25 protein-coding genes and 3 pseudogenes are annotated in these 26308 nt (G+C 67.2%); 14 read left to right on the top strand and 14 right to left on the bottom strand.

Annotation, left to right across the window (positions count from 1 at the left end):
• Positions 1-187 precede the first annotated feature (187 nt).
• Entirely contained in the window at positions 188-949 is a 762-nt protein-coding gene (locus tag BYZ73_RS14755; RefSeq protein WP_245943165.1) for an HpcH/HpaI aldolase family protein, read from the top strand.
• Here BYZ73_RS14755 and BYZ73_RS14750 read toward each other — a convergent pair.
• Genes BYZ73_RS14750 through BYZ73_RS14715 form a run of 8 tightly spaced genes read right to left on the bottom strand, consistent with a single transcriptional unit; the run spans position 944 to position 7262 of the window.
• Positions 944-1870: a LysR family transcriptional regulator gene (locus BYZ73_RS14750; protein WP_245943164.1), complete on the bottom strand. Its 927-nt coding sequence runs from the start codon at positions 1868-1870 to the stop codon at positions 944-946. The two genes, BYZ73_RS14755 and BYZ73_RS14750, sit on opposite strands and share 6 nt — an antisense overlap.
• Positions 1871-1899: 29 nt before the next feature.
• Entirely contained in the window at positions 1900-2190 is a 291-nt protein-coding gene (locus BYZ73_RS14745) for an EthD domain-containing protein (protein WP_112316531.1), read from the bottom strand.
• A complete protein-coding gene (locus BYZ73_RS14740; protein ID WP_112316530.1) occupies positions 2183-3109 on the bottom strand; it encodes a dihydrodipicolinate synthase family protein in 927 nt (308 codons plus the stop codon). The genes BYZ73_RS14745 and BYZ73_RS14740 overlap by 8 nt, the downstream gene beginning before the upstream one ends.
• The gene (locus BYZ73_RS14735; protein WP_112316529.1) at positions 3109-4038 is read right to left on the bottom strand and encodes a dihydrodipicolinate synthase family protein; all 930 of its coding nucleotides are present in this window, start codon (positions 4036-4038) and stop codon (positions 3109-3111) included. Before BYZ73_RS14735 ends, BYZ73_RS14740 begins: the two co-directional genes overlap by 1 nt.
• Positions 4035-4469 carry a MaoC family dehydratase gene (locus tag BYZ73_RS14730; protein ID WP_108028397.1) on the bottom strand — a complete coding sequence of 145 codons (435 nt, stop codon included), beginning with the start codon at positions 4467-4469 and terminating at the stop codon, positions 4035-4037. The genes BYZ73_RS14735 and BYZ73_RS14730 overlap by 4 nt, the downstream gene beginning before the upstream one ends.
• Positions 4470-4475: 6 nt before the next feature.
• A complete protein-coding gene (locus BYZ73_RS14725) occupies positions 4476-4865 on the bottom strand; it encodes a MaoC/PaaZ C-terminal domain-containing protein (protein WP_112316528.1) in 390 nt (129 codons plus the stop codon).
• Positions 4866-4881: 16 nt separating this feature from the next.
• The gene (locus BYZ73_RS14720) at positions 4882-6042 is read right to left on the bottom strand and encodes an acyl-CoA dehydrogenase family protein (RefSeq protein ID WP_112316527.1); all 1161 of its coding nucleotides are present in this window, start codon (positions 6040-6042) and stop codon (positions 4882-4884) included.
• Between the two features lie 5 nt (positions 6043-6047).
• Positions 6048-7262 carry a CaiB/BaiF CoA transferase family protein gene (locus BYZ73_RS14715; RefSeq protein ID WP_245943162.1) on the bottom strand — a complete coding sequence of 405 codons (1215 nt, stop codon included), beginning with the start codon at positions 7260-7262 and terminating at the stop codon, positions 6048-6050.
• Between the two features lie 171 nt (positions 7263-7433).
• On the opposite strand from BYZ73_RS14715, the gene BYZ73_RS14710 reads away from it, so the two are divergent.
• The 3 genes and pseudogenes from BYZ73_RS14710 (at position 7434) to BYZ73_RS14700 (ending at position 10502) form a co-directional block, all read left to right on the top strand.
• The gene (locus tag BYZ73_RS14710) at positions 7434-8078 is read left to right on the top strand and encodes an aspartate/glutamate racemase family protein (protein ID WP_245943160.1); all 645 of its coding nucleotides are present in this window, start codon (positions 7434-7436) and stop codon (positions 8076-8078) included.
• Positions 8071-8793, top strand: coding sequence for a hydratase (locus BYZ73_RS14705; protein WP_112316524.1), 723 nt, complete (start codon positions 8071-8073; stop codon positions 8791-8793). Before BYZ73_RS14710 ends, BYZ73_RS14705 begins: the two co-directional genes overlap by 8 nt.
• A 912-nt stretch (positions 8794-9705) precedes the next feature.
• Positions 9706-10502 (top strand): annotated as a pseudogene (locus BYZ73_RS14700) (IS5 family transposase).
• Between the two features lie 31 nt (positions 10503-10533).
• Here the strand turns inward: BYZ73_RS14700 and BYZ73_RS14695 are convergent.
• Positions 10534-10953 carry an ASCH domain-containing protein gene (locus tag BYZ73_RS14695; RefSeq protein WP_112316523.1) on the bottom strand — a complete coding sequence of 140 codons (420 nt, stop codon included), beginning with the start codon at positions 10951-10953 and terminating at the stop codon, positions 10534-10536.
• Between the two features lie 203 nt (positions 10954-11156).
• On the opposite strand from BYZ73_RS14695, the pseudogene BYZ73_RS14690 reads away from it, so the two are divergent.
• Positions 11157-12596 (top strand): annotated as a pseudogene (locus BYZ73_RS14690) (IS1182 family transposase).
• Positions 12597-12775: 179 nt separating this feature from the next.
• On the opposite strand, the gene BYZ73_RS14685 reads toward BYZ73_RS14690, so the two are convergent.
• Complete coding sequence (locus tag BYZ73_RS14685) at positions 12776-13624, bottom strand: hypothetical protein (protein ID WP_181498068.1); 849 nt, start codon at positions 13622-13624, stop codon at positions 12776-12778.
• Between BYZ73_RS14685 and BYZ73_RS14680 the strand changes: the two are divergent.
• Positions 13624-13905 (top strand): annotated as a pseudogene (locus tag BYZ73_RS14680) (transposase); the annotation flags it as partial. The gene BYZ73_RS14685 and the pseudogene BYZ73_RS14680 sit on opposite strands and share 1 nt — an antisense overlap.
• Here the strand turns inward: BYZ73_RS14680 and BYZ73_RS14675 are convergent.
• Positions 13820-14302, bottom strand: coding sequence for an amidase family protein (locus tag BYZ73_RS14675; protein ID WP_112316522.1), 483 nt, complete (start codon positions 14300-14302; stop codon positions 13820-13822). The pseudogene BYZ73_RS14680 and the gene BYZ73_RS14675 sit on opposite strands and share 86 nt — an antisense overlap.
• Positions 14303-14387: 85 nt before the next feature.
• The gene (locus BYZ73_RS14670; RefSeq protein WP_108028404.1) at positions 14388-14813 is read right to left on the bottom strand and encodes a MerR family transcriptional regulator; all 426 of its coding nucleotides are present in this window, start codon (positions 14811-14813) and stop codon (positions 14388-14390) included.
• Between the two features lie 100 nt (positions 14814-14913).
• Here BYZ73_RS14670 and BYZ73_RS14665 point away from each other — a divergent pair, with 100 nt between their 5' ends.
• The 4 genes from BYZ73_RS14665 to BYZ73_RS14650 all read left to right on the top strand — a co-directional run bounded on the left by BYZ73_RS14665 (position 14914) and on the right by BYZ73_RS14650 (position 18834).
• Positions 14914-17124, top strand: coding sequence for a heavy metal translocating P-type ATPase (locus BYZ73_RS14665; RefSeq protein WP_112316521.1), 2211 nt, complete (start codon positions 14914-14916; stop codon positions 17122-17124).
• 132 nt (positions 17125-17256) lie between these two features.
• Positions 17257-18150: an SPFH domain-containing protein gene (locus BYZ73_RS14660; RefSeq protein ID WP_112316520.1), complete on the top strand. Its 894-nt coding sequence runs from the start codon at positions 17257-17259 to the stop codon at positions 18148-18150.
• Positions 18150-18416 (top strand): NfeD family protein, encoded by a 267-nt coding sequence (locus tag BYZ73_RS14655; RefSeq protein WP_108028407.1) that lies wholly within the window; start codon positions 18150-18152, stop codon positions 18414-18416. Before BYZ73_RS14660 ends, BYZ73_RS14655 begins: the two co-directional genes overlap by 1 nt.
• Positions 18406-18834 carry an NUDIX hydrolase gene (locus BYZ73_RS14650; protein WP_112316519.1) on the top strand — a complete coding sequence of 143 codons (429 nt, stop codon included), beginning with the start codon at positions 18406-18408 and terminating at the stop codon, positions 18832-18834. The genes BYZ73_RS14655 and BYZ73_RS14650 overlap by 11 nt, the downstream gene beginning before the upstream one ends.
• Positions 18835-18847: 13 nt before the next feature.
• Here BYZ73_RS14650 and pyrF read toward each other — a convergent pair whose 3' ends face one another.
• Positions 18848-19564 carry an orotidine-5'-phosphate decarboxylase gene (pyrF, locus tag BYZ73_RS14645; protein ID WP_112316518.1) on the bottom strand — a complete coding sequence of 239 codons (717 nt, stop codon included), beginning with the start codon at positions 19562-19564 and terminating at the stop codon, positions 18848-18850.
• Positions 19565-19764: 200 nt separating this feature from the next.
• Between pyrF and clpB the strand changes: the two genes are divergently transcribed.
• The gene (gene clpB, locus BYZ73_RS14640) at positions 19765-22380 is read left to right on the top strand and encodes an ATP-dependent chaperone ClpB (RefSeq protein WP_108028410.1); all 2616 of its coding nucleotides are present in this window, start codon (positions 19765-19767) and stop codon (positions 22378-22380) included.
• Positions 22381-22438: 58 nt separating this feature from the next.
• Here clpB and BYZ73_RS14635 read toward each other — a convergent pair whose 3' ends face one another.
• Positions 22439-22882: a DUF302 domain-containing protein gene (locus BYZ73_RS14635; RefSeq protein ID WP_108028411.1), complete on the bottom strand. Its 444-nt coding sequence runs from the start codon at positions 22880-22882 to the stop codon at positions 22439-22441.
• A gap of 112 nt (positions 22883-22994) precedes the next feature.
• Between BYZ73_RS14635 and BYZ73_RS14630 the strand changes: the two genes are divergently transcribed.
• From BYZ73_RS14630 to msrQ, 3 genes are all read left to right on the top strand, one after another.
• Complete coding sequence (locus BYZ73_RS14630) at positions 22995-24494, top strand: FMN-binding glutamate synthase family protein (RefSeq protein WP_112316517.1); 1500 nt, start codon at positions 22995-22997, stop codon at positions 24492-24494.
• 65 nt (positions 24495-24559) lie between these two features.
• The gene (gene msrP, locus BYZ73_RS14625; protein WP_112316516.1) at positions 24560-25465 is read left to right on the top strand and encodes a protein-methionine-sulfoxide reductase catalytic subunit MsrP; all 906 of its coding nucleotides are present in this window, start codon (positions 24560-24562) and stop codon (positions 25463-25465) included.
• Entirely contained in the window at positions 25465-26073 is a 609-nt protein-coding gene (gene msrQ / locus BYZ73_RS14620) for a protein-methionine-sulfoxide reductase heme-binding subunit MsrQ (protein ID WP_112316515.1), read from the top strand. Before msrP ends, msrQ begins: the two co-directional genes overlap by 1 nt.
• The last annotated feature ends 235 nt before the right edge of the window (positions 26074-26308 follow it).

The raw sequence follows: 26308 nt of genomic DNA, 5'->3' as shown, positions 1-26308 counted from the left end.
GGTCCTGTTGCGAGAGGTTATCCGCAAAGACGGGGGGCGAAAGGAAGAGAGCTATTAAGAAAGTGGATGGAAGTATTTAATCTGGGGTTTTCGCGAATACTCCTCTTGAAAACAGGGTAACCTGCGAGGACGAAAAACAGAAGTCGAACAGGATGCAAGCAGCGTTGTGCTGTGGAGGGTATTTTTCGTGCAAAGTGAAAACGGCATCGGTCCGGAAATCGGGCTGGCTTTCTGCCTTCTGGGGCGCGCCGAGGCGATCCTTCTCGCCAGGGGGGCGGGATTCGATTTTGCGGTCATGGATATGGAGCATGGGCCCATCGGTCTGGCCGATCTGGGGCAGGCGGCGGCGGCCGGGCTGGCAGCCGGTTTTCCGGTCTATGCGCGGGTCACCGGGCCGGGCTCGCCGGATCTTGCGCGGACGCTCGATTGCGGGGCGGCCGGGGTGATCGTGCCCCATGTCGACAGCGCCGATCAGGCCCGCGCGGTGGTCCGCGCCTGTCGCTTTGCGCCGGTCGGGCGGCGGGCGCTGCCGGGTCCGCTGCCCGTCGCCGCTTACGTGCCGCTGCCGGCGGCGGATCTGGTGGCGCGGGCGGGCCAGGGGCAGGTGATCGCGATGATCGAAAGCGCCGAGGCGCTGGCGGCGGTCGAGGAGATCGCGGCGGTGCCGGGGCTCGACGCGCTGATCATCGGCACCAACGATCTGGCCGACGGGATCGGGCTGCGCGGGCAGATCGGACATCCCGACATGCTGGCCGCCTTTCAGCGCATCGCGGCTGCGGCAAAGGCCCATGGGCTGGGCTTCGGCGTCATGGGCCTGCCGCCTGGGCTGGTGCAAAGCCATGCGCTGGCGCTGGGCGCGCAGATGTTGGTCGCGACGAACGAAACCAATCTGATCGTCGAGGGCGGGGCGTCGGTTCTGGCCGGGTTGCGTCGCCGCGCGGCGTCATGAGGCGTCGCGTTCGGCCTCGGCCCGGACTTCTGCGATCTGGGCCTGGACCCGCTCGGCGAAGGCGGTGATCAGGCGCCGGGTCTGGCGCGAGGTGGTCTTGGTGCGCGAGGTCGCCGCCGAAAGCTCGAAGCTGAGCGCGGGCGCGTAGGCGCGCACCACCAGCCCCGGCCGCAGCACCGTATGGGCGGACAACTCGTCGATCAGGGTCACGCCGCAGCCTTCGCGCACGATCCGCGCGGCGGCGTTCATGAACCGGGTCTCGACCGAGGGGCTGTAGACATGGCCGCTGGCGCGGAAGCTGTCGGCGATCATCAGCCCGATCCGGTTCGACACCTGCGGGCCAACCATCTGCCGCCCGATCAGGTCGCGCGGCGTCACCGCCTCGAGCCGGGCCAGCGGGTCGTCGGCGGGGCACAGGCAGACCGCGCGCAACTCGACCAGGGTTTCGTAGTCGAGTGCCTGGCGTTCATAGGCGGCGATGACGAAGGCGACATCGGCCAGCCCGTTCTCGACCACCTGCAGCACACTGTCGAGCGGCCGGGTTTCCAGCGAGATCTGCACCTTGGGGTACTGCCCGGCATAGTCGGCGATGACCCGGGGCAGCACCGCCTCGGACAGCTCGGCGGTCGAGGCGATGCGGATGCGCCCGATCCGCCCGCGCCGGAGATCGGCCGCGCGCTGGTTGACCGCGTCGCGCAGCAGGAACAACGGTTCCGCGTCTTCCAGCAGGATCAGCGCCTCTTCGGTCGGCACCAGCCGGTTCGAGACCCGCTCGAACAGCGGGAAGCCCAGCACCGTCTCGATATGGCGGATGGTGTTCGAGACCGAAGGTTGCGACATGCCCAGACGTTCGGCGGCGCCGACGGTGGTGCGGTACTGCACCACCGCGCGCAGGATCTCGAGTTGTCGCAGGTTCAGCATGGGGCGAACGCTTCCTCTTGGGGACGCGTTCAGCTTTTCGTCAGGCGGACCCGCCGGAAATTGCGGATCTTGTCGGTGAACGGTCCAAAGCCCTTGATAGCCGCGAATTCCGGCGTTTCATAGGCTTCTGGGCCGGTGATCGTGTAGATCGCCACATGGGCTGGCCCGCCCTCCAGACATTTCTCGCGCCGGGCGTCCAGCCAGCCGGGGCAGGCCAGGATGTCGGGCAGGTGGGTGTTGTTGTACCAGTCGTCGAAGGCGGCCTCGTCCTCGGGGTCGATATCGACGAAGACCATGTGCGTCTGATGGGGTTCACTCATCTCGGGTCTCCAGACAGGGCGCAAGCGCTGCGGCCAGACGGTCGGTTTCGGCCTGGTCGATGGGTGGCGTCGGCGCGCGGCAGGCGGGGCTGTCGATCCGGCCGAGCCGTGCAAGGCAGGCTTTCAGCCGGGCGGCGGCCAGATGGCCCGGGCGCGCATAGACGAGTCTGGCCAGCGCGAAAAGCTTGCGGTGGATCGCCAGTGCGGCGTCGGTCTCGCCCGCGCGGACATGGGTGTCGAGCGCCACGATCAGGTCCGGAACAACTGCGGCGAGGCTGACGGCCGATCCGTCGCTGCCCAGCTGGAAGCAGGCAAAGAGGTGTTCGTCGCCCGAGGCCATCACCGCGACCTCGGGCCGGAGCGCGCGGGTCTGGCGCAGCGTGTCCTCATAGGCGCGGGTCTCCCACGAGCCTTCCTTGATGCCGACGACCGCCTCTATCTCCAGAAGCGCGGCCAGCGTGTCGGGCGCGTAATGCAGCCCGCCCGAGCCGACCGAGCCCTGAAACAGGTAGACCGGCCCTTCGGCCGCCTCGGCGATGCCCCTGTGATGGGCGACAATCGCGCGCGGATCGGCGCCGAGCGCCCAGGAGAAAGGGGCGAAGACCATGATCCCGTCGGCCCCGGCCGCCCGCGCGGCCCGGGCGTCGGCGGCAGCCTGGGCGGTCGATTCGGCGCTGACCGCCGCCAGCACCCGCTTGGTCGGGGCGATGGCCTTGGCATGGCGCACCACGGTCGCGGCCTCGTCGCGGGTCAGGAAGATGCCTTCGCCCGCATGCCCGTTCAGCAACAGCCCGTCGAGCCCCTCGGTCGCCAGAACGGCCGCGAAATGCCGCTCGAGGCTGTCGAGGTCCAGCGCGCCGTCCTCGTGCATCGGGCAGATGGTGGCGGCGTAAAGCCCGCCATGGGGATGTGCGGCCATCACAGCACCTCCGCCTGGATCAGCGCCGCGCGGAGGCCTTCGACGATGGCCCCGGGTTGCGGCAAGAGCGGCAGGCGCGGGGTTGCACATTTGATGATGCCCATCATTCTCAATCCGTCCTTCATCCGGGTGTGCATGTCGACGACCGGGGCGGGGCCGTAGATCGCGCGCACCACCGGGTAAAGCCGGTCGTTGACCGCGCGCATCCGCGCCAGATCCTGCGCCTCGGAGGCCTGCCACAGCTCGGCCAGAAGGCCTGGCGTCAGCGAGGCGAGGCCGGACAGGATGCCGTCGCCGCCCAGCGCAAGTTGCGAGAAGAACCAGTGGAAGTTCGAGGGCAGGATCGCGACATCGGGCGCCGCGGCCTTCACCGCGCGGCGGTTCTCGTCATAGGCGAGCATCGTGGCGCTGCCTTCCTTGATCGCGACGATTTCGGGGATCTGGGCGATCTCGGCCAGCGCCTCGGTCGAATAGCCGAAGCCCGAGGCAATGGGGAACTGGAAGACCGACATCGGCATCGCCAGCTCGCGGGCGAGCTTTTCCATGAAGGCCACGGGGGCCCTGGTCGAGGCGTTTCCGCCGCCCAGAGCCTCGGGCGGGAAGATCACGGCGACGTCGGCGCCGGCCTCGCGGGCGGCTTCGGCCTGACGGACGGCCTCGGGGTAACCGGTAGGCACCACGCCCGCCAGCAACAGCCGGTCCTTGCCGATATGATCGCGGGTGGTGCGGATCACCTCGTCGCGTTCGGCCTCGGTCAGCGCGGTCGCCTCGCCGGCATGGCCGTTGACGAAGACGCAATCGGTCGTCTCGGGCTTGGCGCAATGGTCGAGGACGGCCGCATAGCCCTCCCAGTCGATGGCACCCGTCTCGTCGAAGGGCAGAACGGTCGCGACCGTGATGCCGCGCAGATCCTTGCCGGTCAGGCTCATGTCGTCACTTTCTTTCGGGGGAATTTCAGGGTCGCGTCGGCCTTGAGGACCTCGGCGCCCTCTTCGTTGCGGGCCGAGGCCTGCCAATCGACGGTGCGGTTTTCCTCGTCCTTGCCGCTGATCCAAATCTCGAAGGTCAGCGTGTCGCCGTAGCGGACCGCGCCGGTGAACCAGAAGCTGTCGCGGATCGACACGCCCAGCGTACCCACAAGCTCGGCGGTCAGCACCGAAGTGCAGATGCCCGCGACCAGGATGCCCGGCGCGAGGCGCTCGCCGAAGCGGGTGCCCGAGGCATAGTCCTCGTCGACATGGACCGGGCCGAAATCGCCGGTGGCGGCAATGTACATGGCGCCGTCGGCCTCGGTCACGGTCTTGGTGACGCTGATGCGGTCGCCCACGCACAGCTCGTCCATCTGACGGATGTCGTACATGAGGGCTCAGCCCTCCCTGAGGACGAGTGTCGCCTCGCCGGTCACTACGGTGTGGCCGTCGATCTCGCCCGCCAGATGGCAGACCAGAGACTTGCCTTCGGGGCCGCCGCTGGTGGCTGTGGCGGCCAGCGTTTCGCCGACGGTCACGGTGCGGTGGAACGAGAAGGAAATCGTGCCGATCCGGTAGTCCGGCCCCGCAAGCCGCGACAGCGCGGTCGAGAACAGCGCGCCTGCCGCCAGTTCGAACACGGCCATGTCCGGCAGGCCCAGAGCCTGCGCCTTGACGCGGTCCACATGGGCCGGACCCAGATTGCCCGAGATGCCGGTGAAGAAGCCCTGTTCGGCCACGGTCAGGGTCTTGCGGAAGGTGACCGACTGGCCCCGTTCGATACTCATGAAAAACTCCGTTCCGTCAAAGCGTCAGGCCGCGCTTGATCACCGAACGGGCGATCAGCATGCGGTGGACCTCCGAGGTGCCGTCATAGATCCGGGTCACCCGCGCGTCGCGGTAGATGCGTTCCAGCGGCAGCTCCTTGGTGAAGCCATAGCCGCCGAAGACCTGAATGCCCCGGTCGGCGACCCGGCCCAGCATTTCCGAGGCCTGCACCTTGACCATCGAGACCTTGTCGCGCGGGTCCATCCCCTGGTCGATTTCCCAGGCGGTGTTCAGCACCATCATCCGGGTCGCGAAGATCTCCATCGCGCTGTCGGCGATCATCTGCTGGACCATCTGGAACTCGCCGATGGGCTGGCCGAACTGCTTCCGGGTGGCGGCATGCTCGCGCATCATCTCGAGAACGCGCGAGGCCATGCCGACCGCCCGCGCGCCGATATGGCCCAGCCGGATGCCGCCGACATTGGCCATCATGACCTTGAAGCCCTCGCCCACCTCGCCGAGGATCTGGTCCTTCGGGATGCGCACGTCGTCGAAGGTCATCTCGGCATGGCCATAGCCGCGATGGCCCATCATCGGCTGGTTCCGCGTGACCCTGAAGCCGGGCATGTCCTTGTCGACGATCAGCAGCGTGATGCCGCCCCGCGCGCGCTTCTCGGGATCGGTCACCGCCATGACGATGATGTAATCGGCGATGTCCCCGTCCGAGATGAAATGCTTGCTGCCGTTCAGCACCCAGTGATCGCCGTCCAGCACCGCCCTGGTCTTGATCGCGGCCGCGTCCGAGCCCGCGCCCGGTTCGGTGATCGCCATGGCGCAGATCTTGTCGCCCCTGACGGTCGGGAAAAGGTACTTTTCGCGCAGATCGCCCTTGAACTGTTCGAGCATCGGATAGACCTGCCCGAAGATCCGCCGGATCAGCGCGTCCGAGGTCTGGCCCAGCTGTTCCTCGACCAGACACATGTCGAGAACCCCGAGCCCGCCGCCGCCGACCTCCTCGGACATGTTCAGCGCATAAAAGCCCAGCGCCTGTGCCTCGGCCCGGACCGCCGCCAGCTTTTCGGGCGGGATCTGGGCATTGGCCTCGGTTTCCTGCTCCAGCGGCTGAACCTTTTCGCGCACGAAGCGGGCGACAGCCTCGGTCACCATCTTCATCTCGTCGGAAATCGTGAAATCCATCTGTATTACCCCCGCATCCGGTCGGTCTGCGCCACGGCTCCGGCCGCAAGGAGCGCTTCGATTTCGTCGGAACCAAGGCCCGCCTCGGCCAATACCTCGCGGCTGTGCTCGCCCAGGGCGGGCGGCGTCATCCGGACGGGCGGCGTCTCGCCGTCATAACGGACCGGATGGGCCAGCATCACCATGGGCGAGCCGCCCCGGGTCTCGGCCTCGACGAAGGCGCCCAGATGCCGGACCTGCGGGTTCTGGGGCAGGGCGTCGTAATCCTCGACCGGCGTGTGCCAGACCCCGGCCGCCTCAAGCAGCGGCAGCGCCTCGGCCATGGTCAGGCGCGCCATGCCCTGCTGCACCAGTGTCGCGATCTCGCCGCGTTTCGAAAAGCCGTCTTCCTCGGTGAAGGCGGCCAGTTCGGGCAGGTTCAGCGGTTCTGCCAGATCGGCGGGCTTGCACATCGAGATCATGACATGGCCGTCGCTGACCGCGTAGATCCCGTAGGGCGCCGGGCTGAACCAGTTGGCCAGTCCCGCCTCGCCGCGCGGGCCCTTGCGGTTCGCGCCGTTCATCCAGGCGGTGATCGATTCGCCCTGCAGGTCGAGCGCGGCCTGCAGCATGTTGACCTCGACCTTGCGGGCGACGCCGGTGCGCTCGCGCTCGAACAGGGCCGCGACGATGCCGCCTGCGGTCAGCGCGGCGGCATGGTGGTCGATCGGCACCGTGCCGATAGCAACCGGTCCACCTTCGAGGCTGCCGGTATGGGCGGCAAGCCCCGACATCGCCTGCAACAGCACGTCCTGACCGGGGCGCTTCGCGTAGGGGCCGTCGGCGCCATAGCCCGTGGTCGCGGCATAGATGATGCGGGGATTGATGCGGTGCAGCTCGGCCTCGCCCAGTCCGAGCTTGTCCATCGTGCCGGGGCGGAAATTCTCCATCACCACATCGGCGGTCGCGATCAGCCGCCTGACCGCGTCCAGCGCCGCGGGCGCCTTCAGGTCCAGCGCGAGCGAGCGCTTGTTGCGGCCGGTCGTCATGTGGTTGACGCTGGTCTCGTCGACGAAGCGATTGGCGACGGCCCAGTTGCGCTGGAAGGCGCCGCCGATGGGCTCGATGGCGATCACGTCGGCGCCCATGTCGGCCAGATGCTGCGCCGCGGCGGGGCCCGACAGGAAATGGTTGAAACTCAGAATCCGAATGCCGTCGAGCGCGCCCATGTTAGTCCTCATGTGAAGGTCCCGCCTAAGGTAACGCCCGGCCGGGCCGGGCAGGAATATGCGTCTCTATCTTATTTTTCTCAGAGATAATTCATATGGCCTATAGTTGGCGCTGTGACCGCGTTGCGCGGGCGCTTCGCGGCAAGGCGTGACGGGGCGCCCGCGCTGCGGCATGGTCGGCCCATGACAGAGATTCGGCTGATGAACCCCAACAGCGACCCGGTGGTGACCGCGTCCATGTGCGAAATCGCGGCGCGCGCCCTGCCGGTGGCGCCGATTGGCTGGACCGCGCCTGCGGGACCGCCGCTGATCGTGACGCCCGAGGCTCTCGCCCGTGCCGCCGAAGGGATCGCGGCGGCCGAGGTCCCGGGGCGGCCCGATGCGGTGATCGTCGCGGCCTTCGGCGACCCGGGCGCCGAGGCGCTGGCCGCCCGTCTGGCCTGTCCGGTGATCGGCATCGGCGCGGCGGCGGCCCGCGTGGCCGCCCGGTCGGGCCTGCCCTTCGCGGTCGCGACCACCACGCCGGGGCTCGAGGCCCAGATCGACGCGCTGATGCGGCGCCATGCGGGTACCGTGCCCTATCTTGGGTGCTGCTTCGCGGCGGGTGATCCGGTGGCGCTGATGCGGTCCGCGGCAAAGCTCGACGCCGGGCTCCTGGGAGCCATCGTCGAGGCGCATGCGGCGGGTGCTGCGCAGGTCGTGATCGGCGGCGGCCCGCTGGGCGCGGCGGCGGAACGGCTGCGCGACCGCGCGCCGGTGCCGCTGTTGAACCCGGTGCTTTGCGCCGCGCGCGAGGTCGCAGCCCTTCTCGGGGCGCAGCATGTCTGAGACCGAGGCCTTCGCCGAGGCGCTGCTCGCCGCGCATCGGGGCGGGCAGCGGGTCGCCGAGGCACCGGGGCCGCTGTCGCGGGCCGAGGTGCTGGCGGTTCAGGCCCGGGTGTCCGGGGCGCTGGGCCCGGTCGCGGGGTTCAAGGTGGGGCGTCTGCCCGAGGGGCCGCCGGTGCTGGCGCCGATCCCCGCCTGCTACCGGGTGCCCGATGGCGGCAGCCGCAGGGTGCGCGACCGGCTGGGGGTCGAGCTTGAAGTGGGGTTCGAACTGATCCGCGCGCTGCCGGGGCCGGGCCTGCCGCCCGACCCCGCCGCCCATTTCCGCCCCCGTGCCGTCTTCGAACTGGTCGAGACCCGACTTGCGGGCGCCGCGGCCGACCGGCCCGACCTCAAGTTCGCCGATCTTCAGATCACCGCCGGGCTGGTTCCGGGATCGGGGCCCGAGGCCTGGGACGGCCGCGATTTCGGCCGCCTGTCGGCGCGGTTCCGGGCCGGCGCCCACACCGTGCTTGAGGGCGAAACCGAAGTGCCCGGCGGCTCGGCGCAGGCCAATCTCGACCTTTTGCTGCGCCATCTGGGCCGCCATTGCGGCGGTTTGCAGCTGGGGCAGACGGTGATCACCGGATCGGTCTGCGGGCTGCCCTGGTTCGGGCCGGGGACGGATCTGTCGGCCGAGATCGCGGGGCTTGGCCGAGTCGCGGTCAGTCTGGCCTGAGCGCCAGCGTCGGCCATTCGAATGGCGGTGCGACGGGGTCCGCCAGGGCCAGCAGATGGCTCTCGCTGCCGACCGGACCGATCAGTTGCAGGCCGATCGGCATCGCGCGGGTCCGGACATATCACGTCGAAATACCCATCGTCCCGCAACAAGTCATCAAAGCATGCCTGGTCCGGGCAGGCCAGATAGGCCGCCGTAAGGTACTCCGTGGCGGCATAGCCCTGGCGGACGCGTCGCTCCTCCATGTCCGCGACATCCGGTTCCACCGCAGCCCGCGCCAGCAAGGCGGCACGGGTTTCGGCGTCGGAGCCGGGGCCACCGGCCAAAGAGCCCGGCAGGAAACTCCATCGGCCACCTGGACAGGAGGCGAAAACGTCCTCGGCGTTGAGGCCCTGCACGACCTGTTGGGTGAAGTCCATCCAGGCGAGGTATTCGTGATTGTTCACGATCCGGTGCTCCGGGTTGCAAACATGGATCTCGCCAAATGCACGCAATTCGCTCCAGGAAAAGGTCTCCTGCGCTTGGACGGCAGATGTTTCAAGAAGGCTCCAGAATGAAAACAAGCAGACCAGTGCCCGTAGCCGGACGCAACTTGATTCAGAAAAACCTTGTCTCCCTTGGTGATTACTTCGGTTCCGTCGATTTGGGCTTGAAGCATGGGCTGAATCGGCTTCGCTGCCTCTCCGCAGCTCTGATACCGCCCTCGATAGGAAGCGGTTCATCGTAGGCGCAGCGCCTGCATGAGTGTGTTGTGAATTGGAGCCATGTCGCCGCGATTTTCGGCGGCTGCCATCAAACGGCAGTTGGCTAGCAGATATGGCAGGAACTGACGCATGTCCCCACCATGCTCGAACAATTTTGAGCTCGAAGGCATCAGGGCTCGTATCGTCGAAACCGTTGTCCGAGGCGCAAATGGAGCGCCTGAAGCCATTCTTTCCGAAGAGCCATGGCAAGCCCCGGGTCGACGACCGGCGTGTTCTGAGCGGCATTATCTTTATCAACCGCAATGACTTGCGGTGGTGCGACGCACCCGGAGAATACAGTCCGGCCAAGACGCTCTACAACCGCTGGAAGCGTTGGAGGTGAGTGGCTGAACGCCACTGGTTCGAGAGAAGCCACGAACACGGCGTCTTCGCCCGGATCATGACGGGCCTGGCCGCGGAGCGGGCCGCGCACAAGACGATCATGATCGAAGTGAGCAGGCGAACGCCATGCGTTCGAGTGAGCCTGCGCAAGTACCTGAAGGCGCACCGCACGGCCTCCAGCCTGCAGGTGAGAAAGGGGGGCGCGGACGCCAGATCGGCCGAACCAAGGGGGGCATGAACACCAAGCTGCATGCCGTCGCCGATGCGAAGGGTCGACTGATCGGGTTCTTCATGTCCGCTGGACAGGTCAGCGACTGCACCGGCGCGGCGGCGCTGCTGGGCAGCCTGCCGAAGGCGGACTGGTTGCTGGCTGACCGGGGCTACGATGCGGACTGGCTGCGAGATGCGTTGAAAGACAAGGGGATGAAGGTCTGCGTCCCCGGCCGGAAGTCTCGCAAGACAGCCGTCATATACGACAGGCGGAGGTGCAAGCGCCGCGACCGCATCGTGATCATGTTCGGCCGGCTGACGGACTGGAGGCGCGTCGCCACCCGATACGACAGATGCCCGGAAACCTTCTTCTCCGCTATCGCCCTCGCAGCAACCGTCATGTTCTGGCTCTGAAACTCAATCAGTCTGCAGCCTAGGCGGCCTATCATTCTGGCGCCAAGTCCTCGATAAGAAAGAACCTTTCCCAAATAATCTGCATGTCCGGTGAAAACCCGCCGTTCCGCTCGAAATATCCACGATGCCCTGCGCGCCAACCCTCCAGATTGTCATCCTCGCCTTCGGCAAGAGCCATTTCTTCGGTTACTTCATCAAACCTGCATTGGATCAACTCCACGGTCTCGATCACAACGGCTGGAGTCTCGTCCCAATCGAGGCAGATATCGCGCCGACCGATTTCAGGGAAAGGCTCGCCATTTTGGAACTCGTGCAGCGCGCTACATGTTGCTACTTTCTTTCCATTTCGCACCAACGACAGCAGTGCGCTGGATAAGGCGGGATCATCGCCAAACTTGAATGTTCTGGCCGATGGGTACCGCAACTTAAGCGTTCTTAAGTCCCTGGGCATGTCAGTTCTTGCTCCTCCAAGCTCGCGAGGCTCACGTGATCTCGCACGAATACCGCCTGAGATGAAGGGCCTGATGGGTGGCGGCGCAGGTTTGGAAAGTGCAGAGGGGTCGCGTTTGTTAGGCTTCTGTGCTGAACGCTCTCGACCGAGGCTGTGTCAAACCTCGGTGGCATGCTATGCTTTCTCGGTAGCGGGAGATAGGCATGGCGGGTTTCATCGAGGGGGGTCCGCGCAGCCAGACGGTGCTTTTCCCCGAGCGCTTGGAAGACTGGATCGGTGAGGATGATCTTGTTCGCGCCGTCGATTTGTTCGTCGCCGAGCTCGATCTGTCTGCCCTCGGCTTTGAGCGCGCGACCTCCGCGCGCACTGGCTGACCGGGATCCATCCCGCCGTTTTGCTGAAGCTTTTCATCTATGGCTATCTGAACCGCATCCCGTCGAACCGCCGGCTGGAACGGGAGGCGGGGCGCAATGTCGAGGTGATGTGGCTGACCGGCAGGCTGGTGCCGGACCACAAGACCATCGCCGAATTCCGCCGCACGGAATGGCCGCGCGATCCGCAGGACCTGTGCGCAGTTCGTGGAGCTTTGCCGCCGGATCGGCGTGCTGAAGGGCGATTGCATTGCCATCGACGGCAGCAAATTCAAGGCCGTCAACAACCGTGACAGGACCTTCACGAAGAACAAGATCGCCAACCGCCTCGCCCATCTGGAGGTCGATGTTGAACGTTAGATCAACGAGATGGTCCGCTTCGACCGGCAGGAAGACGGCGAGGCCCGGGCCGACAAGGTCGCCCATCTCGCCCGCCGCTATGGTCGTATCCAGCAGGAGATCGCGCGGCTGAAGGCGATGGACAGGGCTCTGGCCGACGCCCCGGGTGGGCAGATTTCCCTGACTGACCCCGATGCCCGCGCCATGGCGACCAGCGCCCGACACGGCGGCATGGTTGGCTACAACGTCCAGACCGCTGCCGATACCGAGAGCCACATCATCGTCACGCACGAGGTCACGAACCAGGGCTTCGACCGCGACCAACTCAGCCCGATGGCGATCGCAGCCAGGGACGTGCTTCAGCGTGATGACCTGCATGCCATCGCCGACACGGGTTATTTCAGCGGCCCCGAGATCCTCGCCTGCCAAGAGGCGGGCATTATCACGACCGTGGCGCGACCGGCCCCCTCTGGCAATGCGGCCAAAGGCATGTATGTGAAGGCGGATTTCGCCTACGATCCGGAGCGCGATGTCTATGTCTGCCCGGCCGGTGCGGACCTGATCTATCGCTACGCCACTGAGGAGCGCGGTATTCAGGTCCGGCGATACCGGATCAACGAATGTCAGACCTGCCCGCTGCAAAGCCGTTGCAACACAGGCACGGAACGCCACATCGCCCGATGGGAGCATGAGCATCTGATCGACGCGATGCGCGAAAGGCTGAGCCGGGACACCGATCCAATGACCCTTCGCCGCTGCACCGTCGAACATCCCTTCGGCACGATCAAGGGCTGGATGGGTCACACGCATTTCCTGACCCGCAGGCTGAAGAATGTCCGCACCGAGATGGCGCCGAATGTCCTTGCCTACAATATCAAGCGGGTGATCTCCCTGATCGGCATCCGGCGCCTGATGCAGGCCATTCTCGCCTGATCAGGACACAGCCGCTCCCCCCCGGCGCAGCACGGCCTCTGGCAAGGCCTATCGGGCGCCATCCGCGCGAAGGAAATCTGACGCTGCGCTACTGCTGGGCGGCACGGAAAACCACCCTCAGACAGACTCCGCCACCGAGTTTTGACACAGCCTCGGCCCTTCGCGGCCGTTCGACGGGATTACCATTGACGCGGCGCAGCTTCATCTAACCGGCCTTTAATCCATCGCGTAGCATTGTTCGACGGGCCAAGATCGGCGGCGCGGACTTCGCTGCTGTTCGTCGAGGCGTTCAGACTGCCTAGAACCTCGCCGCAGAACCGATCCAGCGTTTCGACATCTTCCGAGGGCGCGACCCAGACTCGGTCCGGCTCCAGTGTTCCGATTGGGACAATTCTCTCCGCGATTTCGACCGGAGCGGTCTCGTCGATACGACCAGCGGCCCAATCATGAAAGGCTGTAGAATACCAAACGGTCGCTCCGCTGAACGAGAGGTCGATTGTTCCTCCTTCCGCAAAGAATGTCAGCCCGTCCCCCATCTCTTCCCCGATAAGTGCGAGCCGTTCACCCAGACAGTGCTTCAAGACAGCGGTGAACACGATGGCGGCGGAGAAGGTGAACTTGTCGATGAGAAAATCGACCTGCCGGCCTTTGGCGCCCTCGGATATCGCGTCGATCAAAGGCATGGTTCGAAGCAAGTCGCCGCCCGTATTTCCTCGAACGTCAATAAGCAGGGGAGTGCCCGGGCGCGATCCTACGAGTTCCGCCGCCTTGGAAACCGCAGATGGAAGTGCCGCTTTACCGGGGTCGAAGAAGCTTGGAAGGACCAGTAGTAGCCCGGATTGGCCGAAGTCCTTAACAGGCTTCTGAAAAACTCCGACCATCGCCTTCTCGACGCCAAGGGGCGTCATTTTTCGGGTTCTCTCGTTGAGCTGATGAAAATCCAGCGCGATGGAGCCTGACGAGCTGACCTGCCACGGGATTTTTCCTCCACTGTCGATTAGAGCCCGGCCCAACTTGAGGACGGACAATGAAGCGAACGAGATTCACGGACGAGCAGGTCATCAGCATCTTGGCGGAGCACGAGGCGGGCGCGAAGTGCGCGGACCTGTGCCGCAAGCACGGCATGTCGGAAGGCACCTTCTACAATTGGAAGGCCAAGTTCGGCGGCATGACGGTGTCGGAGGTGAAGCGGCTGAAGGCGCTCGAGGATGAGAACGGCAAGCTCAAGAAGCTGCTGGCCGAGCAGATGCTCGATCTCGCCGCGATGAAGGAGCTGGTTGCAAAAAAGTGGTGCAGCCCTCCAGCGCGAATTCCGGCGTGTTGCCCTTGCCGATCACCAGCGCCCCGGCCCGGCGGAGCGCAGCGACCGGCCGCTCGTCGGCCGGGCAGGGGCGCCGGGCCAGCGCGGCATTGCCCCAGGCGGTCGGCAGGCCCGCGCTGACGAGGTTGTTCTTGACGATCACCGGCAGCCCGTCGAGCGGCCCGGCCGACCGACCCTCGGCCCAGCGCCGGGCCGCGGCCGCAGCCTTGTCGCGAAGCGTGCCGGACAGCGCGGTATAGGCATTCGGCACCTGGTCGAGCCGCCAGACCCGGTCGAGGATCGCCTCGACGGCCTCCAGTGGGGAAGTCGTGCCCGCGCCAAAGGTTTGCAGCAGGGCTGTGGCATCCCTTTGCCAGATCGTCACGTCGCGCGGGGCGAAGTTCATGCCGGTCCTCCTGCGGCTGTCCGGAGCAGGCGCAAGAGCAGACGCAGGAAAAGCAGCAGCAATTGGGGCAGGCGCCGCCGAGGGCTCAGGTTTCGGGCCGGTGGTCGGTGCTGCACAGCGCGTGATCGCCGATCACCTCGAGCACCCGGCATTCGGCGGCGCGCCCGCCGGCGCATTGGTCGATCATCCGTTCGAGCTCGGCCTTCAGCGCGGTCAGCCGGGCCAGCCGCGCCTCGACCGCCGCCAGTTGCCGCCGCGCCACCGCATCGGCCGCGTGGCAGGGCCGGTCGGGATGGTCGGCAAGGTCCAGCAATTCGCGGATCGCATCAAGCGGGAAGCCCAGTTCGCGCGCATGGCGGATGAAGGCCAGCCGGTGCAGGGCCCGTTGCGGGTAAAGCCGCTGGTTGCCCTCGCTGCGGTCGGGTTCAGCCAGCAGGCCGATCTGTTCATAGTAACGGATCGTGGGCACCTTCACCCCCGCCGCCTTGCCGAGCCGCCCGATGGTCAGCATGAAAACCCTCTTGAAGCTATAGCCGCTAGAGACATTAGGGTTCCGACTCGCGGGGGACAACAGGTCCGCCGCCGATTTTCCTGTGCTGAAAGAGGCTGCCATGACCGCCCAGACAACCGCCCGAACCCATGAATGGACCGTGACCGGCATGGATTGCGGGTCCTGCGCCGGCAAGGTGCGCGGCGCGGTCGAGCGGCTGCCCGGGGTCGATGCCGTCGAGGTGTCGCTGATGCGCGAGACGTTGCGGCTGCGGCTCGAGGCGGGGGCCAGTTCGCCGGCCGAGGTCGAGGCGGCGGTGCGGGCGGTGGGCTTCGGCATCGGCCCGGCGGCACCGCAGGCCGCCAATACCCCTGAAGCGGAGTGTTCGTGCGGCGGTCCTTGCGAAGCGTCGGCCCCCCACGATCATGGCACGCCGCCCGAAGAGGCCGGTCGGGCCTGGTACCGGACCGCGCGTGGGCGGCTCGTGCTGGCCACGGGCGCGCTTCTGGCGGCGAGCTGGGCGGTGGCGCTGGTGCTGCCCGCCTCGCTCGGGGCCTTGCCCTTCGCATTGGCCTGCCTCGTCGGGCTTGCGCCGGTGGCGCGGCGGGCCTGGGCGCTTCTGCGCGCGGGCATGCCCTTCACCATCGAGATGCTGATGACGCTGGCCGCGACCGGCGCGCTGCTGATCGGCGCGGCACAGGAGGCGGCGATGGTGGTCTTTCTCTTTGCCGTGGGCGAATTGCTGGAGGCGGTCGCGGCGGATCGGGCCCGGGCGGGCATCCGCTCGCTTTCGGACCTGGTCCCGCGCAGTGCCTGGGTCGAGGCCCCGGATGGCAGCCTGCGCGAGGTCGCGGCGGCGCGGCTGGTGCCGGGGCAGCGCATCCTGGTGCGGCCGGGCGACCGGATCCCGGCCGACGGCACCATCCTCGAGGGGATCTCGGGCCTCGACGAAAGCCCGGTCACGGGGGAAAGCCTGCCGGTCACGCGCGGCCCCGGCGACGCGGTGCGCGCGGGAGCGATCGCGACCGAGGCGGCGCTTCGGGTCGAGGTCGCGCGGGCCGGGGAAGACAGCACCATCGCCCGCATCGTGCGGCTGGTCGAAGAGGCCGAGGCGGCGCGCGCCCCGACCGAACGGTTCATCGACCGGTTCAGCCGGTATTACATGCCTGCCATCGTCGGGCTGGCCGTCCTGGTGGCGGTGGTGCCGCCGCTGGCCTTCGGGCAGGACTGGGGGACTTTCGTCTACCGGGCGCTGGCGCTTTTGCTGATCGGTTGTCCCTGCGCGCTGGTGATCTCGGTGCCCGCGACCATTGCTTCGGCGCTGTCTTCGGGGGCGCGGCGCGGGCTTCTGATCAAGGGCGGCGCGGTGATCGAGGCGCTGGCGCGGGTCGATCGGGTCGCCTTCGACAAGACCGGGACGCTGACCGAAGGACGGCCCGAAGTGACCGGCATCGTGCCCCTGGGCGAGGCGTCCGAGGACGAGGTTCTGGCGCTTGCTGCGGCGGTCGAGACCGGGTCGGCGCATCCGCTGGCCCGGGCGATCCTGAGTTCTGCCGAGGCGCGCGGCCTGACCCTGCCCGAGGCGCGCGCCGCGCGGGCCCATCCGGGGCGTGGCGCCGAGGCCGAGGTGGCGGGCACCCGGATCTGGGTCGGTGCGGTCGCCCATGCCCCGGAGGGCGCCGGGCAGGCGGCCGGGGTCGAGGCGGCGGCCGGGATCGAGGCACGTGGCGGCTCGGCGGTGCTGGTCGCGCGCGGGGACCGGGCGATGGGGCTGATCGGGCTGGCCGACACCCCTCGTGCCGATGCCGCCGAAGCGGTGCGCCAGCTCGGGGCGATGGGTCTTGGCGCGGTGATGCTGACGGGCGACAACCCGCGCGCCGCTCGCGCCATCGCCGGACCGCTGGGGATCGAGCCCCGGGCGGGGCTTCTGCCCGAGGACAAGCTGGCGGCGGTTGCCGAGATGGCCGGGCAGGGCGGCGTCGCGATGATCGGCGACGGCATCAACGACGCGCCGGCACTGAAACGCGCGAGCGTCGGCATCGCCATGGGCGCGGGCAGCGATGTCGCGCTGGAAACGGCCGACGCCGCGCTGTTGCAAAACCGCGTGACCGATGCGCCCGCGATGATCCGGCTGTCGCGGGCGGCGATGCGGACGATCCGCCAGAACGTGGCGCTGGCGCTGGGGCTGAAGGCGCTGTTCCTTGCGACCTCGGTCACCGGCGTGACCGGGCTCTGGATGGCGGTGTTGGCCGATACCGGCGCGACCGTGCTGGTCACCGCCAACGCGCTGCGTTTGCTGGCCTTCGACCCGCGCCGCAGTCCCCGGACGTAAGGTCCCGCCCCACGGCGCGCCTGCCCGGGGCGGACTTAACGGTTTCTTCACGGAATGGCGCTCAGGGTCCCGGGACTTCCGTTCCGCGGTCGGGCGGGGCATAGTGCCGGCGCTTTGCGAAAGGACCTGTGAATGACCCTGCCAGACCTGATTTCGGCCCTTGTCGGCGGCAACCTCGTGGTGTTGCTGCTGGCCGGTCTCATCCTTCTCAGCGTGTATCTCGGGGTGCGGATCGTGCCGCAGTCCGAAAAGCACGTCGTCGAACGCTTCGGGCGGCTGCGCTCTGTGCTGGGGCCGGGCATCAACTTCATCGTGCCGTTCCTCGACCGGGTGGCCCACAAGATCTCGATCCTCGAACGGCAGCTTCCCAATGCCAGCCAGGATGCGATCACCGCCGACAACGTGCTGGTGCAGGTCGAAACCAGCGTCTTCTACCGCATCCTCGAACCCGAAAAGACCGTCTACCGGATCCGCGACATCGACGCGGCCATCGCCACCACAGTGGCGGGCATCGTGCGGGCCGAGATCGGCAAGATGGAGCTTGATCAGGTCCAGTCGAACCGGTCCGACCTGATCGCCACCATCAAGGAAAGCGTCGAGGACGCGGTCGAGAACTGGGGGATCGAGGTGACGCGCGCCGAGATCCTCGATGTCAATCTCGATGCCGCGACGCGCGAGGCGATGCTGCAGCAGCTGAATGCCGAACGCGCCCGCCGGGCCCAGGTCACCGAGGCCGAGGGCAAGAAGCGCGCGGTCGAGCTGCAGGCCGATGCACAGCTTTACGCGGCGCGTCAGGCCGCCGAGGCGCGGCGCGTCTCTGCCGATGCCGAGGCCTATGCGACCGGGGTGGTGGCCAAGGCCATTGCCGAGAACGGGCTTGAGGCCGCGCAATACCAGGTGGCGCTGAAACAGGTCGAGGCGCTGACCAAGGTCGGCGAGGGCGCGGGCAAGCAGACGATCATCGTGCCGGCCCATGCGCTGGATGCCTTTGCCGATGCGTTCCGGATGTTGAAGGGACGCGGGTGATGCTGGAAACCTGGTGGGTCTGGCTGGCGGGAGCGGCGGCTTTGGGAATACTCGAGCTTGTCGCGCCGGTGCAGGTCTTTCTGGGTTTCGCGGTCGGGGCCGCCGCCGTGGGCGGTGCGCTCTGGCTGGGGCTTTCTGTCGCCTGGCCCTGGCTTTTCCTGATCTGCGCGGTGGTCTCGGGCCTTGCCTGGCTGGTGCTGCGCCAGATGCTGGGCGTGCGGCGCGGACAGGTCAAGGTCTGGCACGACGACATCAATGAAAACTGATCCGTTCGACGGGGCCAAGCTTGCGCTTCTGACCGGGCGCGGGCTTGTGTCGATCCTTCGGGATGACGTGCCGCATATTTCCTGGCCCGGGCATTGGGATTTCCCGGGCGGCGCGCGCGAGGGCCGGGAAAGCCCGGCCGACTGCGCGCTGCGCGAGACCCGCGAAGAGCTGGGGTTGGATCTCGATCCGGCGCGGCTGGTTTGGCAGCAGGTCTATCGCAACGGGCGCGGTCGGCCGGTCTGGTTCTTCGTGGCCCGGCTCGGGGCCGCCGAGATCGCCCGCATCCGCTTCGGCGACGAGGGGCAGGGATGGGCGGTGATGCCGGTCGCCGATTATCTGGCCCACCCCCTGGGGATCGGCCAGCTCAAGGACCGTCTGTCGGACTATCTGGCCGCGCGCCCCGGCGGCGCGGACTGACCAGAGCCCGGATTTAAGCGTTCGGATGCCGGGCCTGCGGCGAGGCCAGCTCGGCCTGGATCGCCAGCGCCGCGGCGCGCGGGTCCTCGGCCTGCCAGACCGGCCGTCCGACGACCACGTGATCGGCGCCCGCGGCGATGGCCTGGGCGGGTGTGGCCACGCGTTTCTGATCGCCAAGGGCGGCACCCGCGGGCCGCACGCCCGGGGTGACGATCAGCCGGCCGTCTGCCTCGGGCAGGGCGCGGATCAGTGCGGCTTCCTGCGGGCTGGCGATCACCCCGTCGGCCCCGGCCTCGAAGGCACGGGACGCGCGGTCGACGGCAACGTCCGCGACATCGCCCGCGCGGATCAGGCTTGCATCCAGATCGGCGCGGTCGAGCGAGGTCAGGATCGTCACCGCCAGGATCCTGGTCTGCGACCCGGCCGCGCCCTCGCGGGCCGCGCGCACCACATGGGGGTCGCCATGGACGGTCAGGAAATCCAGATCGAAGCGGGCGAGCCCCCGCACCGCGGCCTCGACCGTGGCGCCGATGTCGAAAAGCTTCATGTCGAGGAAGATCCGCTTGCCGTGCTCGTCCTTCAACTCGCGCGCCAGCGCCAGTCCGCCGCCCGTGAGCATCCCCAGCCCGATCTTGTAGAACGCCGCCGCATCGCCGATCCGTTCGGCAAGCGTCAGCCCGGCATGGGCATCGGGGACGTCTAGGGCGACGATCAGGCGGTCATCGGTCATGGGGGCGCTCCTTGGCGTACGGGGATCGGGTCGGGGCGGGTTCTACGGGGCGGGAGCCGCCCAGTCCAGCGCGACAAAGCGCAGGCGCGGCCTTGCAACCGCAGGGGGCTGCTCCCAAATTGCCAGGCAAGGCCCGCGAAGGAGGATGCGCTGCGGGGCAGGCATCCCGGAGGCGGGCGCTTCTAGGAAAGGAGAACCCGATGAACCTCGAAAAGTTCACGGAACGGTCGCGTGGCTTTCTGCAGGCCGCCCAGACCATCGCCATGCGGGAAAGCCACCAGCGGCTGGCGCCCGAACACCTTCTGAAAGCGCTGATGGACGATGAGGAGGGCATGGCCTCGAACCTCATCCGCCGGGCGGGCGGTGCGCCCGACCGGGTGCTGGAGGCGGTCGAGGCGGCGCTTGGCAAGATGCCCAAGGTGTCCGGCGGCGGCGGACAGACCTACATGGATCAGGCCACCGGCAAGGTGCTGGACGAGGCCGAGACGCTGGCCAAGAAGGCGGGCGACAGCTTCGTGCCGGTTGAACGGATTCTGATGGCGCTGTGCATGGTGCCCTCGAAGGCCAAGGAGGCGCTCGATGCGGGGGCGGTCACGGCGCAGAACCTCAATGCCGCGATCAACGATATCCGCAAGGGCCGCACCGCCGATACGGCCAGTGCCGAGGACGGCTATGAGGCGCTGAAGAAATACGCGCGCGATCTGACCGAGATGGCCGAAGAGGGCAAGATCGACCCGATCATCGGCCGCGACGAGGAGATCCGCCGCGCGATGCAGGTGCTGAGCCGCCGGACCAAGAACAACCCGGTCCTGATCGGCGAACCCGGCGTCGGCAAGACCGCCATCGCCGAGGGCCTCGCGCTTCGGATCGTCAATGGCGACGTGCCCGAGAGCCTGAAGAACAAGCGGCTGATGGCGCTCGACATGGGGGCGCTGATCGCGGGCGCAAAATATCGCGGCGAGTTCGAGGAACGGCTGAAGGCCATCCTGAACGAGATTTCGGCTGCGGCGGGCGAGGTGATCCTGTTCATCGACGAGATGCACACGCTTGTCGGCGCGGGCAAATCCGAAGGCGCGATGGATGCGGCGAACCTGATCAAGCCCGCGCTGGCGCGGGGCGAGCTGCACTGCATCGGGGCGACCACGCTCGATGAATACCGCAAGCATGTCGAGAAGGACGCGGCGCTGGCCCGGCGGTTCCAGCCGGTCTTCGTCGATGAGCCCACGGTCGAGGACACGATCTCGATCCTGCGCGGCATCAAGGAGAAATACGAGCTGCACCACGGCGTCCGGATCTCGGATGCGGCACTGGTGGCGGCCGCGACGCTCAGCCATCGCTACATCACCGACCGCTTCCTGCCCGACAAGGCCATCGACCTTGTCGACGAGGCCGCCAGCCGTCTGCGGATGGAGGTCGACAGCAAGCCCGAGGAACTGGACGCGCTCGACCGCGACATCCTGCAAAAGCAGATCGAGGCCGAGGCGCTGAGGAAGGAAGACGACGAGGCTTCGAAGGACCGGCTTGAGAAGCTCGAGGCCGAACTGGCCGAGATGCAGCAGCAATCGGCCGAGATGACCGCGAAATGGCAGGCCGAACGCGACAAGCTGGATCGGTCCCGGCAGCTCAAGGAACAGCTTGACCGGGCCCGGGCCGAGCTTGACCAGGCCAAGCGCGAGGGCAATCTGGCCCGTGCCGGGGAACTGTCCTACGGCATCATCCCGCAGCTTGAAAAGGCGTTGTCCGAGGCCGAGAGCCGCGAGGATGACGTGATGGTCGCCGAGGCGGTGCGACCCGAGCAGATCGCCCAGGTCGTCGAACGCTGGACCGGCATCCCGACCTCGAAGATGCTGGAAGGCGAACGCGACAAGCTTCTGCGCATGGAAGAGGAACTCGGCCGCCGCGTGATCGGCCAGAAAGAGGCGGTGAAGGCCGTCGCCAATGCGGTGCGGCGCGCGCGCGCCGGGCTGAACGACGAGAACCGGCCGCTGGGGTCCTTCCTGTTCCTCGGGCCGACTGGCGTCGGCAAGACGGAACTTACCAAGGCGGTGGCGGAATACCTTTTCGACGACGATCAGGCGATGGTCCGGATCGACATGTCGGAATTCATGGAAAAACACGCCGTCGCCCGGCTGATCGGGGCTCCGCCCGGCTATGTCGGCTATGACGAGGGCGGCGTTCTGACCGAGGCGGTGCGGCGCCGACCCTATCAGGTGATCCTGTTCGACGAGGTCGAGAAGGCGCATCCGGACGTCTTCAACGTGCTGTTGCAGGTTCTGGACGATGGGGTGCTGACCGACGGGCAGGGCCGCACGGTCGACTTCAAGCAGACGCTGATCGTGCTGACCTCGAACCTCGGGTCCCAGGCGCTGAGCCAGCTGCCCGACGGGGCCGATGCCGAGGCGGCGCGGCGCGAGGTGATGGAGGCGGTGCGCGCCCATTTCCGGCCGGAATTCCTGAACCGGCTGGACGAGACGGTGATCTTCCACCGGCTCACCCGCGAGGACATGGACGGCATCGTGACGATCCAGCTCAAACGGCTGCAGAAACGGCTGGATCAGCGCGGCATCGTGCTCGATCTCGACGACGGCGCGCGGAAATGGCTGGCCGATGCGGGGTATGACCCGGTCTATGGCGCACGGCCGCTGAAACGGGTGATCCAGCGCAGCCTGCAGGACCCTCTGGCCGAGGCGCTGCTGGCCGGCGAGATCCGCGACGGCGGCACCGTCCGGGTGACGGTGGGGACCGAGGGTCTGATCATCGGCGACCGGGTGGTCGGGTCGAACCGGCCGAAGCCGGAAGACGCCGTCCTGCACTGATCCCGCTTGCCGGAACGGAACGCGCCCGGGCCTGACGGTCCGGGCGTTTTCTTGCGGTTCAGTCGAGCCCGACCGCCTCGCGCGCGATGGCGTCCAGCAGCGCCTCGACCTCCTTCATCTCGCCTTCGGGGAAAGTGCGGTACCCAATCGTGGTGTGGTCGGGCGTGTCGGGATATTGCAGCACGAAGATCCCGTAGGGGCAAAAGCGGATATTCAGCGGGTCAACCTCCATCACCTTGCGCGACAGGGCGGCCGAACAGAAGCTGTAGACATCGGCCTTCAGAAAGAGCGTCCTGTCCGAGCCGACATCGGCCCGGGTGCGTTCCAGCATCTCGCCGGGATGGCTGACGCTGTCGATCACCAGACCGCGCCCGGTCACCGCGTTTTCCAGCCCGAAGATCACATCGTCGAAGCTTTGGCCGGTGGTGTAGGTGACCGGGTCGGCCGCGGCCGCCGTCGCCCCTGTGGCGGCCAGAATCGCCGCGGTAAGCAATGCCTTCATCTTTTCCTCCCAGGCTTGTCGCGCGCGGGGTTGTGTCCGTTCCGTTGTCCGCGCAGGTTGTCGGGAACCGCGGGTGGCATCGTCCGCCCGCACAGGCACGAACGAGGGCAGAATGGGCTGGGCCTATTACGCATTGCAAGTGCTGGCGGGCGCTTTTGCGCTGGTCATCGGCACGCTTCTGATGGTCAGTCTGGTGCTGTTTGCCATCGACCGCACCCAGACCGGCGACGCGATCCGCCGCAACTATCCTGTGATCGGCCGGTTCCGGAACATCTTCACCAAGCTCGGCGAATTCTTCCGCCAGTATTTCTTCGCGATGGACCGCGAGGAAATGCCCTTCAACCGGGCGCAGCGCGACTGGGTCGCCCGGGCGGGCGAAGGCAAAAGCAATACCGTGGCCTTCGGCTCGACCCGCAATCTCAGCATTCCGGGGACGCCGATCTTCGTGAACGCGGCCTTCCCGCCGCTTGAAGGGCAGTTCGCCAGCACCGCGCCGATGAAGATCGGCCCCTTTGCCCGCATCCCCTATGTCACCTCGTCCTTCTTCCATATCTCGGGGATGAGCTATGGCGCGATTTCGAAACCCGCCGTGCAGGCACTGTCGCGGGGCGCGGCCGAGGCGGGGATCTGGCTCAATACCGGCGAGGGCGGGCTGTCGCCCTATCACCTCGAGGGCGGCTGCGACATCGTCTATCAGATCGGCACGGCCAAATACGGGGTGCGCGACGCCCATGGCCATCTGTCCGACGAAAAGCTGGCCGCGCTGGCGGCGATCCCGCAGGTGAAGATGTTCGAGATCAAGCTCAGCCAGGGCGCCAAGCCCGGCAAGGGCGGCATCCTGCCCGCGGCCAAGATCAACGACGAGATCGCGCATATCCGTGGCATCCCGCTGGGCGAGGACAGCTATTCGCCGAACCGCCACGCCGAGGTCGGCAACTGGGAGGACATGCTGGACATGATCGCCCATGTCCGCAAGGTCACCGGCAAGCCCGTGGGCTTCAAGGTGGTGGTCGGCGGCCCCGAACCGTTCGAGCAGCTCTTCAACCTGGTGCGGGATCGCGGCGCAACCTCCGCCCCCGATTTCATCTCGATCGACGGCGGCGAGGGGGGAACCGGCGCCGCGCCGATGCCGCTGATCGACCTGGTCGGCCTGCCGATCCGCGAGGCGCTTTTGATGGTGTCCGACCTGCGCGATGCGGCGGGGCTCCATGACCGGGTGCGGCTCGTGGCCAGCGGCAAGCTGGTGAACCCCGCCGATGTCGCCTGGGCCATCGCGGCTGGCGCCGATTTCGTGGCCTCGGCGCGCGGTTTCATGTTTGCGCTGGGCTGCATCCAGGCGCTGAAATGCAATCGCAACACCTGCCCGACCGGCATCACCACCCACCAGCCGCATCTGCAGAAGGGGTTGGTGGTCGAAGAGAAATACCACCGCGTCGCCCGCTATGCCCAGTCGGTGATTTCCGAGGTCGAGACCATCGCCCATTCGGTCGGCGTGTCCGAGCCCCGGCAGATGCGCCGCCGCCATGTCCGGCTGGTGCTGCCCGACGGGACCACGCGCCCGATGAACGAGGTCTATCCCCGCTCGGATCAGGTCAACGCACTCGTGAGGTGACGTGGTTTGGCCGCCGCCCGGCTCCGGACTAGGTTTCCTCCGGGGACCAAGGGAAGGGGACGGTCATGGCAGGGCGTTGGCGCAATCGGTTGAGCTGGTCGGAGGTGACGCCCGAGAGCGTCTGGCTGGACCGCCGCCGGATGATGGCGGGGCTCGGGGCCGCGGGGCTTGGGGCTGTCGCCGGACTTCGGCCCGCCCGGGCCGAGGCGCTGGTTCCAAACAGTTGGGACGAGATCACCAGCTACAACAACTTCTATGAATTCGGCACCGACAAGGGCGACCCTAGCCGCAAGGCGGGCGCGCTGACGACAGATCCCTGGACGGTCGAGATCGGCGGGCTGGTGGACCGGCCCGGCCGCTACGATCTGGGCGACATTCTCTCGAAGGTCAGCATCGAGGATCGGCTGTACCGGCTGCGCTGCGTCGAGGCCTGGTCGATGGTCGTGCCCTGGCAGGGGTTCGAACTGGCCGATCTGCTGGACATGGCCGGGGTGCAGGCTTCGGCGAAATACGTCGCCTTCGAGACGCTCTACCGCCCCGAAGAGATGCCCGGCCAGCGCGGCCGCATTCTCGACTGGCCCTATGTCGAGGGGTTGAGGCTCGACGAGGCGATGCATCCGCTGACGATCATGGCGACGGGCCTTTACGGCAAGCCGCTGCCGAACCAGAACGGTGCGCCGCTGCGGCTGGTGGTGCCGTGGAAATACGGCTTCAAGTCGATCAAGTCGGTGGTCAGGATCACCCTGACCGACACGCAGCCGCCGACCAGCTGGAACCGCTATGCACCGCGCGAATACGGCTTCTATGCCAACGTAAATCCGACGGTCGATCATCCGCGCTGGTCTCAGGCCACCGAACGCCGGATCGGCGGCGGCTTCTTCGCGCCGCGGGTCGCGACGCTGATGTTCAACGGCTATGGCGAGGAGGTGGCAAGCCTCTATGCCGGCATGGACCTCGCGGCCGAGTTCTGATGACCGGGGTTCAGCGAGTCAATATCGCGCTGGCGCGGCTGCCGACCTGGCCGGTCTATGTCGCGGGTATGCTGCCCGCCGCCTGGGCGGTCTGGCTGGGCGCGACCGGCGGGCTTGGGGTCGAGCCGATCAACGCGCTGGAAAACCGGCTGGGGCTTCTGGCGCTCCAATTCCTGATCGCGGGGCTGGCGGTCACCCCGCTGCGCCGCTGGACCGGCATCAACCTGATCCGGTTCCGCCGGGCGCTGGGTCTCGTCGCGATGGGGCATCTTGTGCTGCATCTGACGGTCTGGCTCGTGCTCGACCTGCGCGATTGGGGCCTGATCTGGGCCGATATCGTCAAGCGGCCCTATATCACCGTCGGCATGCTGGCCTTCGCGCTGCTGCTGCCGCTGGCGGCGACCTCCTCGAACCGGGCGATCCGGTCGCTCGGCCCGCTGCGTTGGCGGAGACTGCATCGGCTGGTCTATCTCGCCGTTCCGCTGGGCGGGCTGCATTTCGTGATGCAGGCGAAGGGCTGGCAGATCGAGCCGCTGGTCTATCTAGCGACGATTCTGGGCCTTCTGGCGCTGCGAGTCGGGGTGACTCGGGCGAGAGTCGCGGCCTGACGCGGGGGCAAGCGGAAACTTCTGTGGGCAAGTCTGGGGATAACTCGGCGGTCGAGTCGGGCGAGTCGGCCATGCCCTCTGGTGCCCCCGAACCCGCCCTCATCCATTTGTGTGTTCCTTGGGCGTAAACGCCAGATATTGCGTCAGATTCCGGGGTGCCGAAAAAAATGTCATCGAACCTCAAAAAACTGCTTGCGGGTCTCGGCGTGGACCCGTAGATAGCCCCTCACCGGCG

This window comes from Rhodovulum viride (assembly GCF_003265965.1).
GTDB classification, from domain to species: Bacteria; Pseudomonadota; Alphaproteobacteria; order Rhodobacterales; family Rhodobacteraceae; genus Rhodovulum; species Rhodovulum kholense.
This window is presented reverse-complemented; position numbering and strand designations above follow the sequence as displayed.

Coding starts and splice junctions, on each gene's coding strand:
- BYZ73_RS14750 (WP_245943164.1), bottom strand. CDS start 1,870: ATGCTGAACCTGCGACAACTCGAGATCCTGCGCGCGGTGGTGCAGTAC.
- BYZ73_RS14745 (WP_112316531.1), bottom strand. CDS start 2,190: ATGAGTGAACCCCATCAGACGCACATGGTCTTCGTCGATATCGACCCC.
- BYZ73_RS14740 (WP_112316530.1), bottom strand. CDS start 3,109: ATGGCCGCACATCCCCATGGCGGGCTTTACGCCGCCACCATCTGCCCG.
- BYZ73_RS14735 (WP_112316529.1), bottom strand. CDS start 4,038: ATGAGCCTGACCGGCAAGGATCTGCGCGGCATCACGGTCGCGACCGTT.
- BYZ73_RS14730 (WP_108028397.1), bottom strand. CDS start 4,469: ATGTACGACATCCGTCAGATGGACGAGCTGTGCGTGGGCGACCGCATC.
- BYZ73_RS14725 (WP_112316528.1), bottom strand. CDS start 4,865: ATGAGTATCGAACGGGGCCAGTCGGTCACCTTCCGCAAGACCCTGACC.
- BYZ73_RS14720 (WP_112316527.1), bottom strand. CDS start 6,042: ATGGATTTCACGATTTCCGACGAGATGAAGATGGTGACCGAGGCTGTC.
- BYZ73_RS14715 (WP_245943162.1), bottom strand. CDS start 7,262: ATGAGGACTAACATGGGCGCGCTCGACGGCATTCGGATTCTGAGTTTC.
- BYZ73_RS14710 (WP_245943160.1), top strand. CDS start 7,434: ATGACAGAGATTCGGCTGATGAACCCCAACAGCGACCCGGTGGTGACC.
- BYZ73_RS14705 (WP_112316524.1), top strand. CDS start 8,071: ATGTCTGAGACCGAGGCCTTCGCCGAGGCGCTGCTCGCCGCGCATCGG.
- BYZ73_RS14695 (WP_112316523.1), bottom strand. CDS start 10,953: ATGCCCAGGGACTTAAGAACGCTTAAGTTGCGGTACCCATCGGCCAGA.
- BYZ73_RS14675 (WP_112316522.1), bottom strand. CDS start 14,302: ATGAACTTCGCCCCGCGCGACGTGACGATCTGGCAAAGGGATGCCACA.
- BYZ73_RS14670 (WP_108028404.1), bottom strand. CDS start 14,813: ATGCTGACCATCGGGCGGCTCGGCAAGGCGGCGGGGGTGAAGGTGCCC.
- BYZ73_RS14665 (WP_112316521.1), top strand. CDS start 14,914: ATGACCGCCCAGACAACCGCCCGAACCCATGAATGGACCGTGACCGGC.
- BYZ73_RS14660 (WP_112316520.1), top strand. CDS start 17,257: ATGACCCTGCCAGACCTGATTTCGGCCCTTGTCGGCGGCAACCTCGTG.
- BYZ73_RS14655 (WP_108028407.1), top strand. CDS start 18,150: ATGCTGGAAACCTGGTGGGTCTGGCTGGCGGGAGCGGCGGCTTTGGGA.
- BYZ73_RS14650 (WP_112316519.1), top strand. CDS start 18,406: ATGAAAACTGATCCGTTCGACGGGGCCAAGCTTGCGCTTCTGACCGGG.
- pyrF (WP_112316518.1), bottom strand. CDS start 19,564: ATGACCGATGACCGCCTGATCGTCGCCCTAGACGTCCCCGATGCCCAT.
- clpB (WP_108028410.1), top strand. CDS start 19,765: ATGAACCTCGAAAAGTTCACGGAACGGTCGCGTGGCTTTCTGCAGGCC.
- BYZ73_RS14635 (WP_108028411.1), bottom strand. CDS start 22,882: ATGAAGGCATTGCTTACCGCGGCGATTCTGGCCGCCACAGGGGCGACG.
- BYZ73_RS14630 (WP_112316517.1), top strand. CDS start 22,995: ATGGGCTGGGCCTATTACGCATTGCAAGTGCTGGCGGGCGCTTTTGCG.
- msrP (WP_112316516.1), top strand. CDS start 24,560: ATGGCAGGGCGTTGGCGCAATCGGTTGAGCTGGTCGGAGGTGACGCCC.
- msrQ (WP_112316515.1), top strand. CDS start 25,465: ATGACCGGGGTTCAGCGAGTCAATATCGCGCTGGCGCGGCTGCCGACC.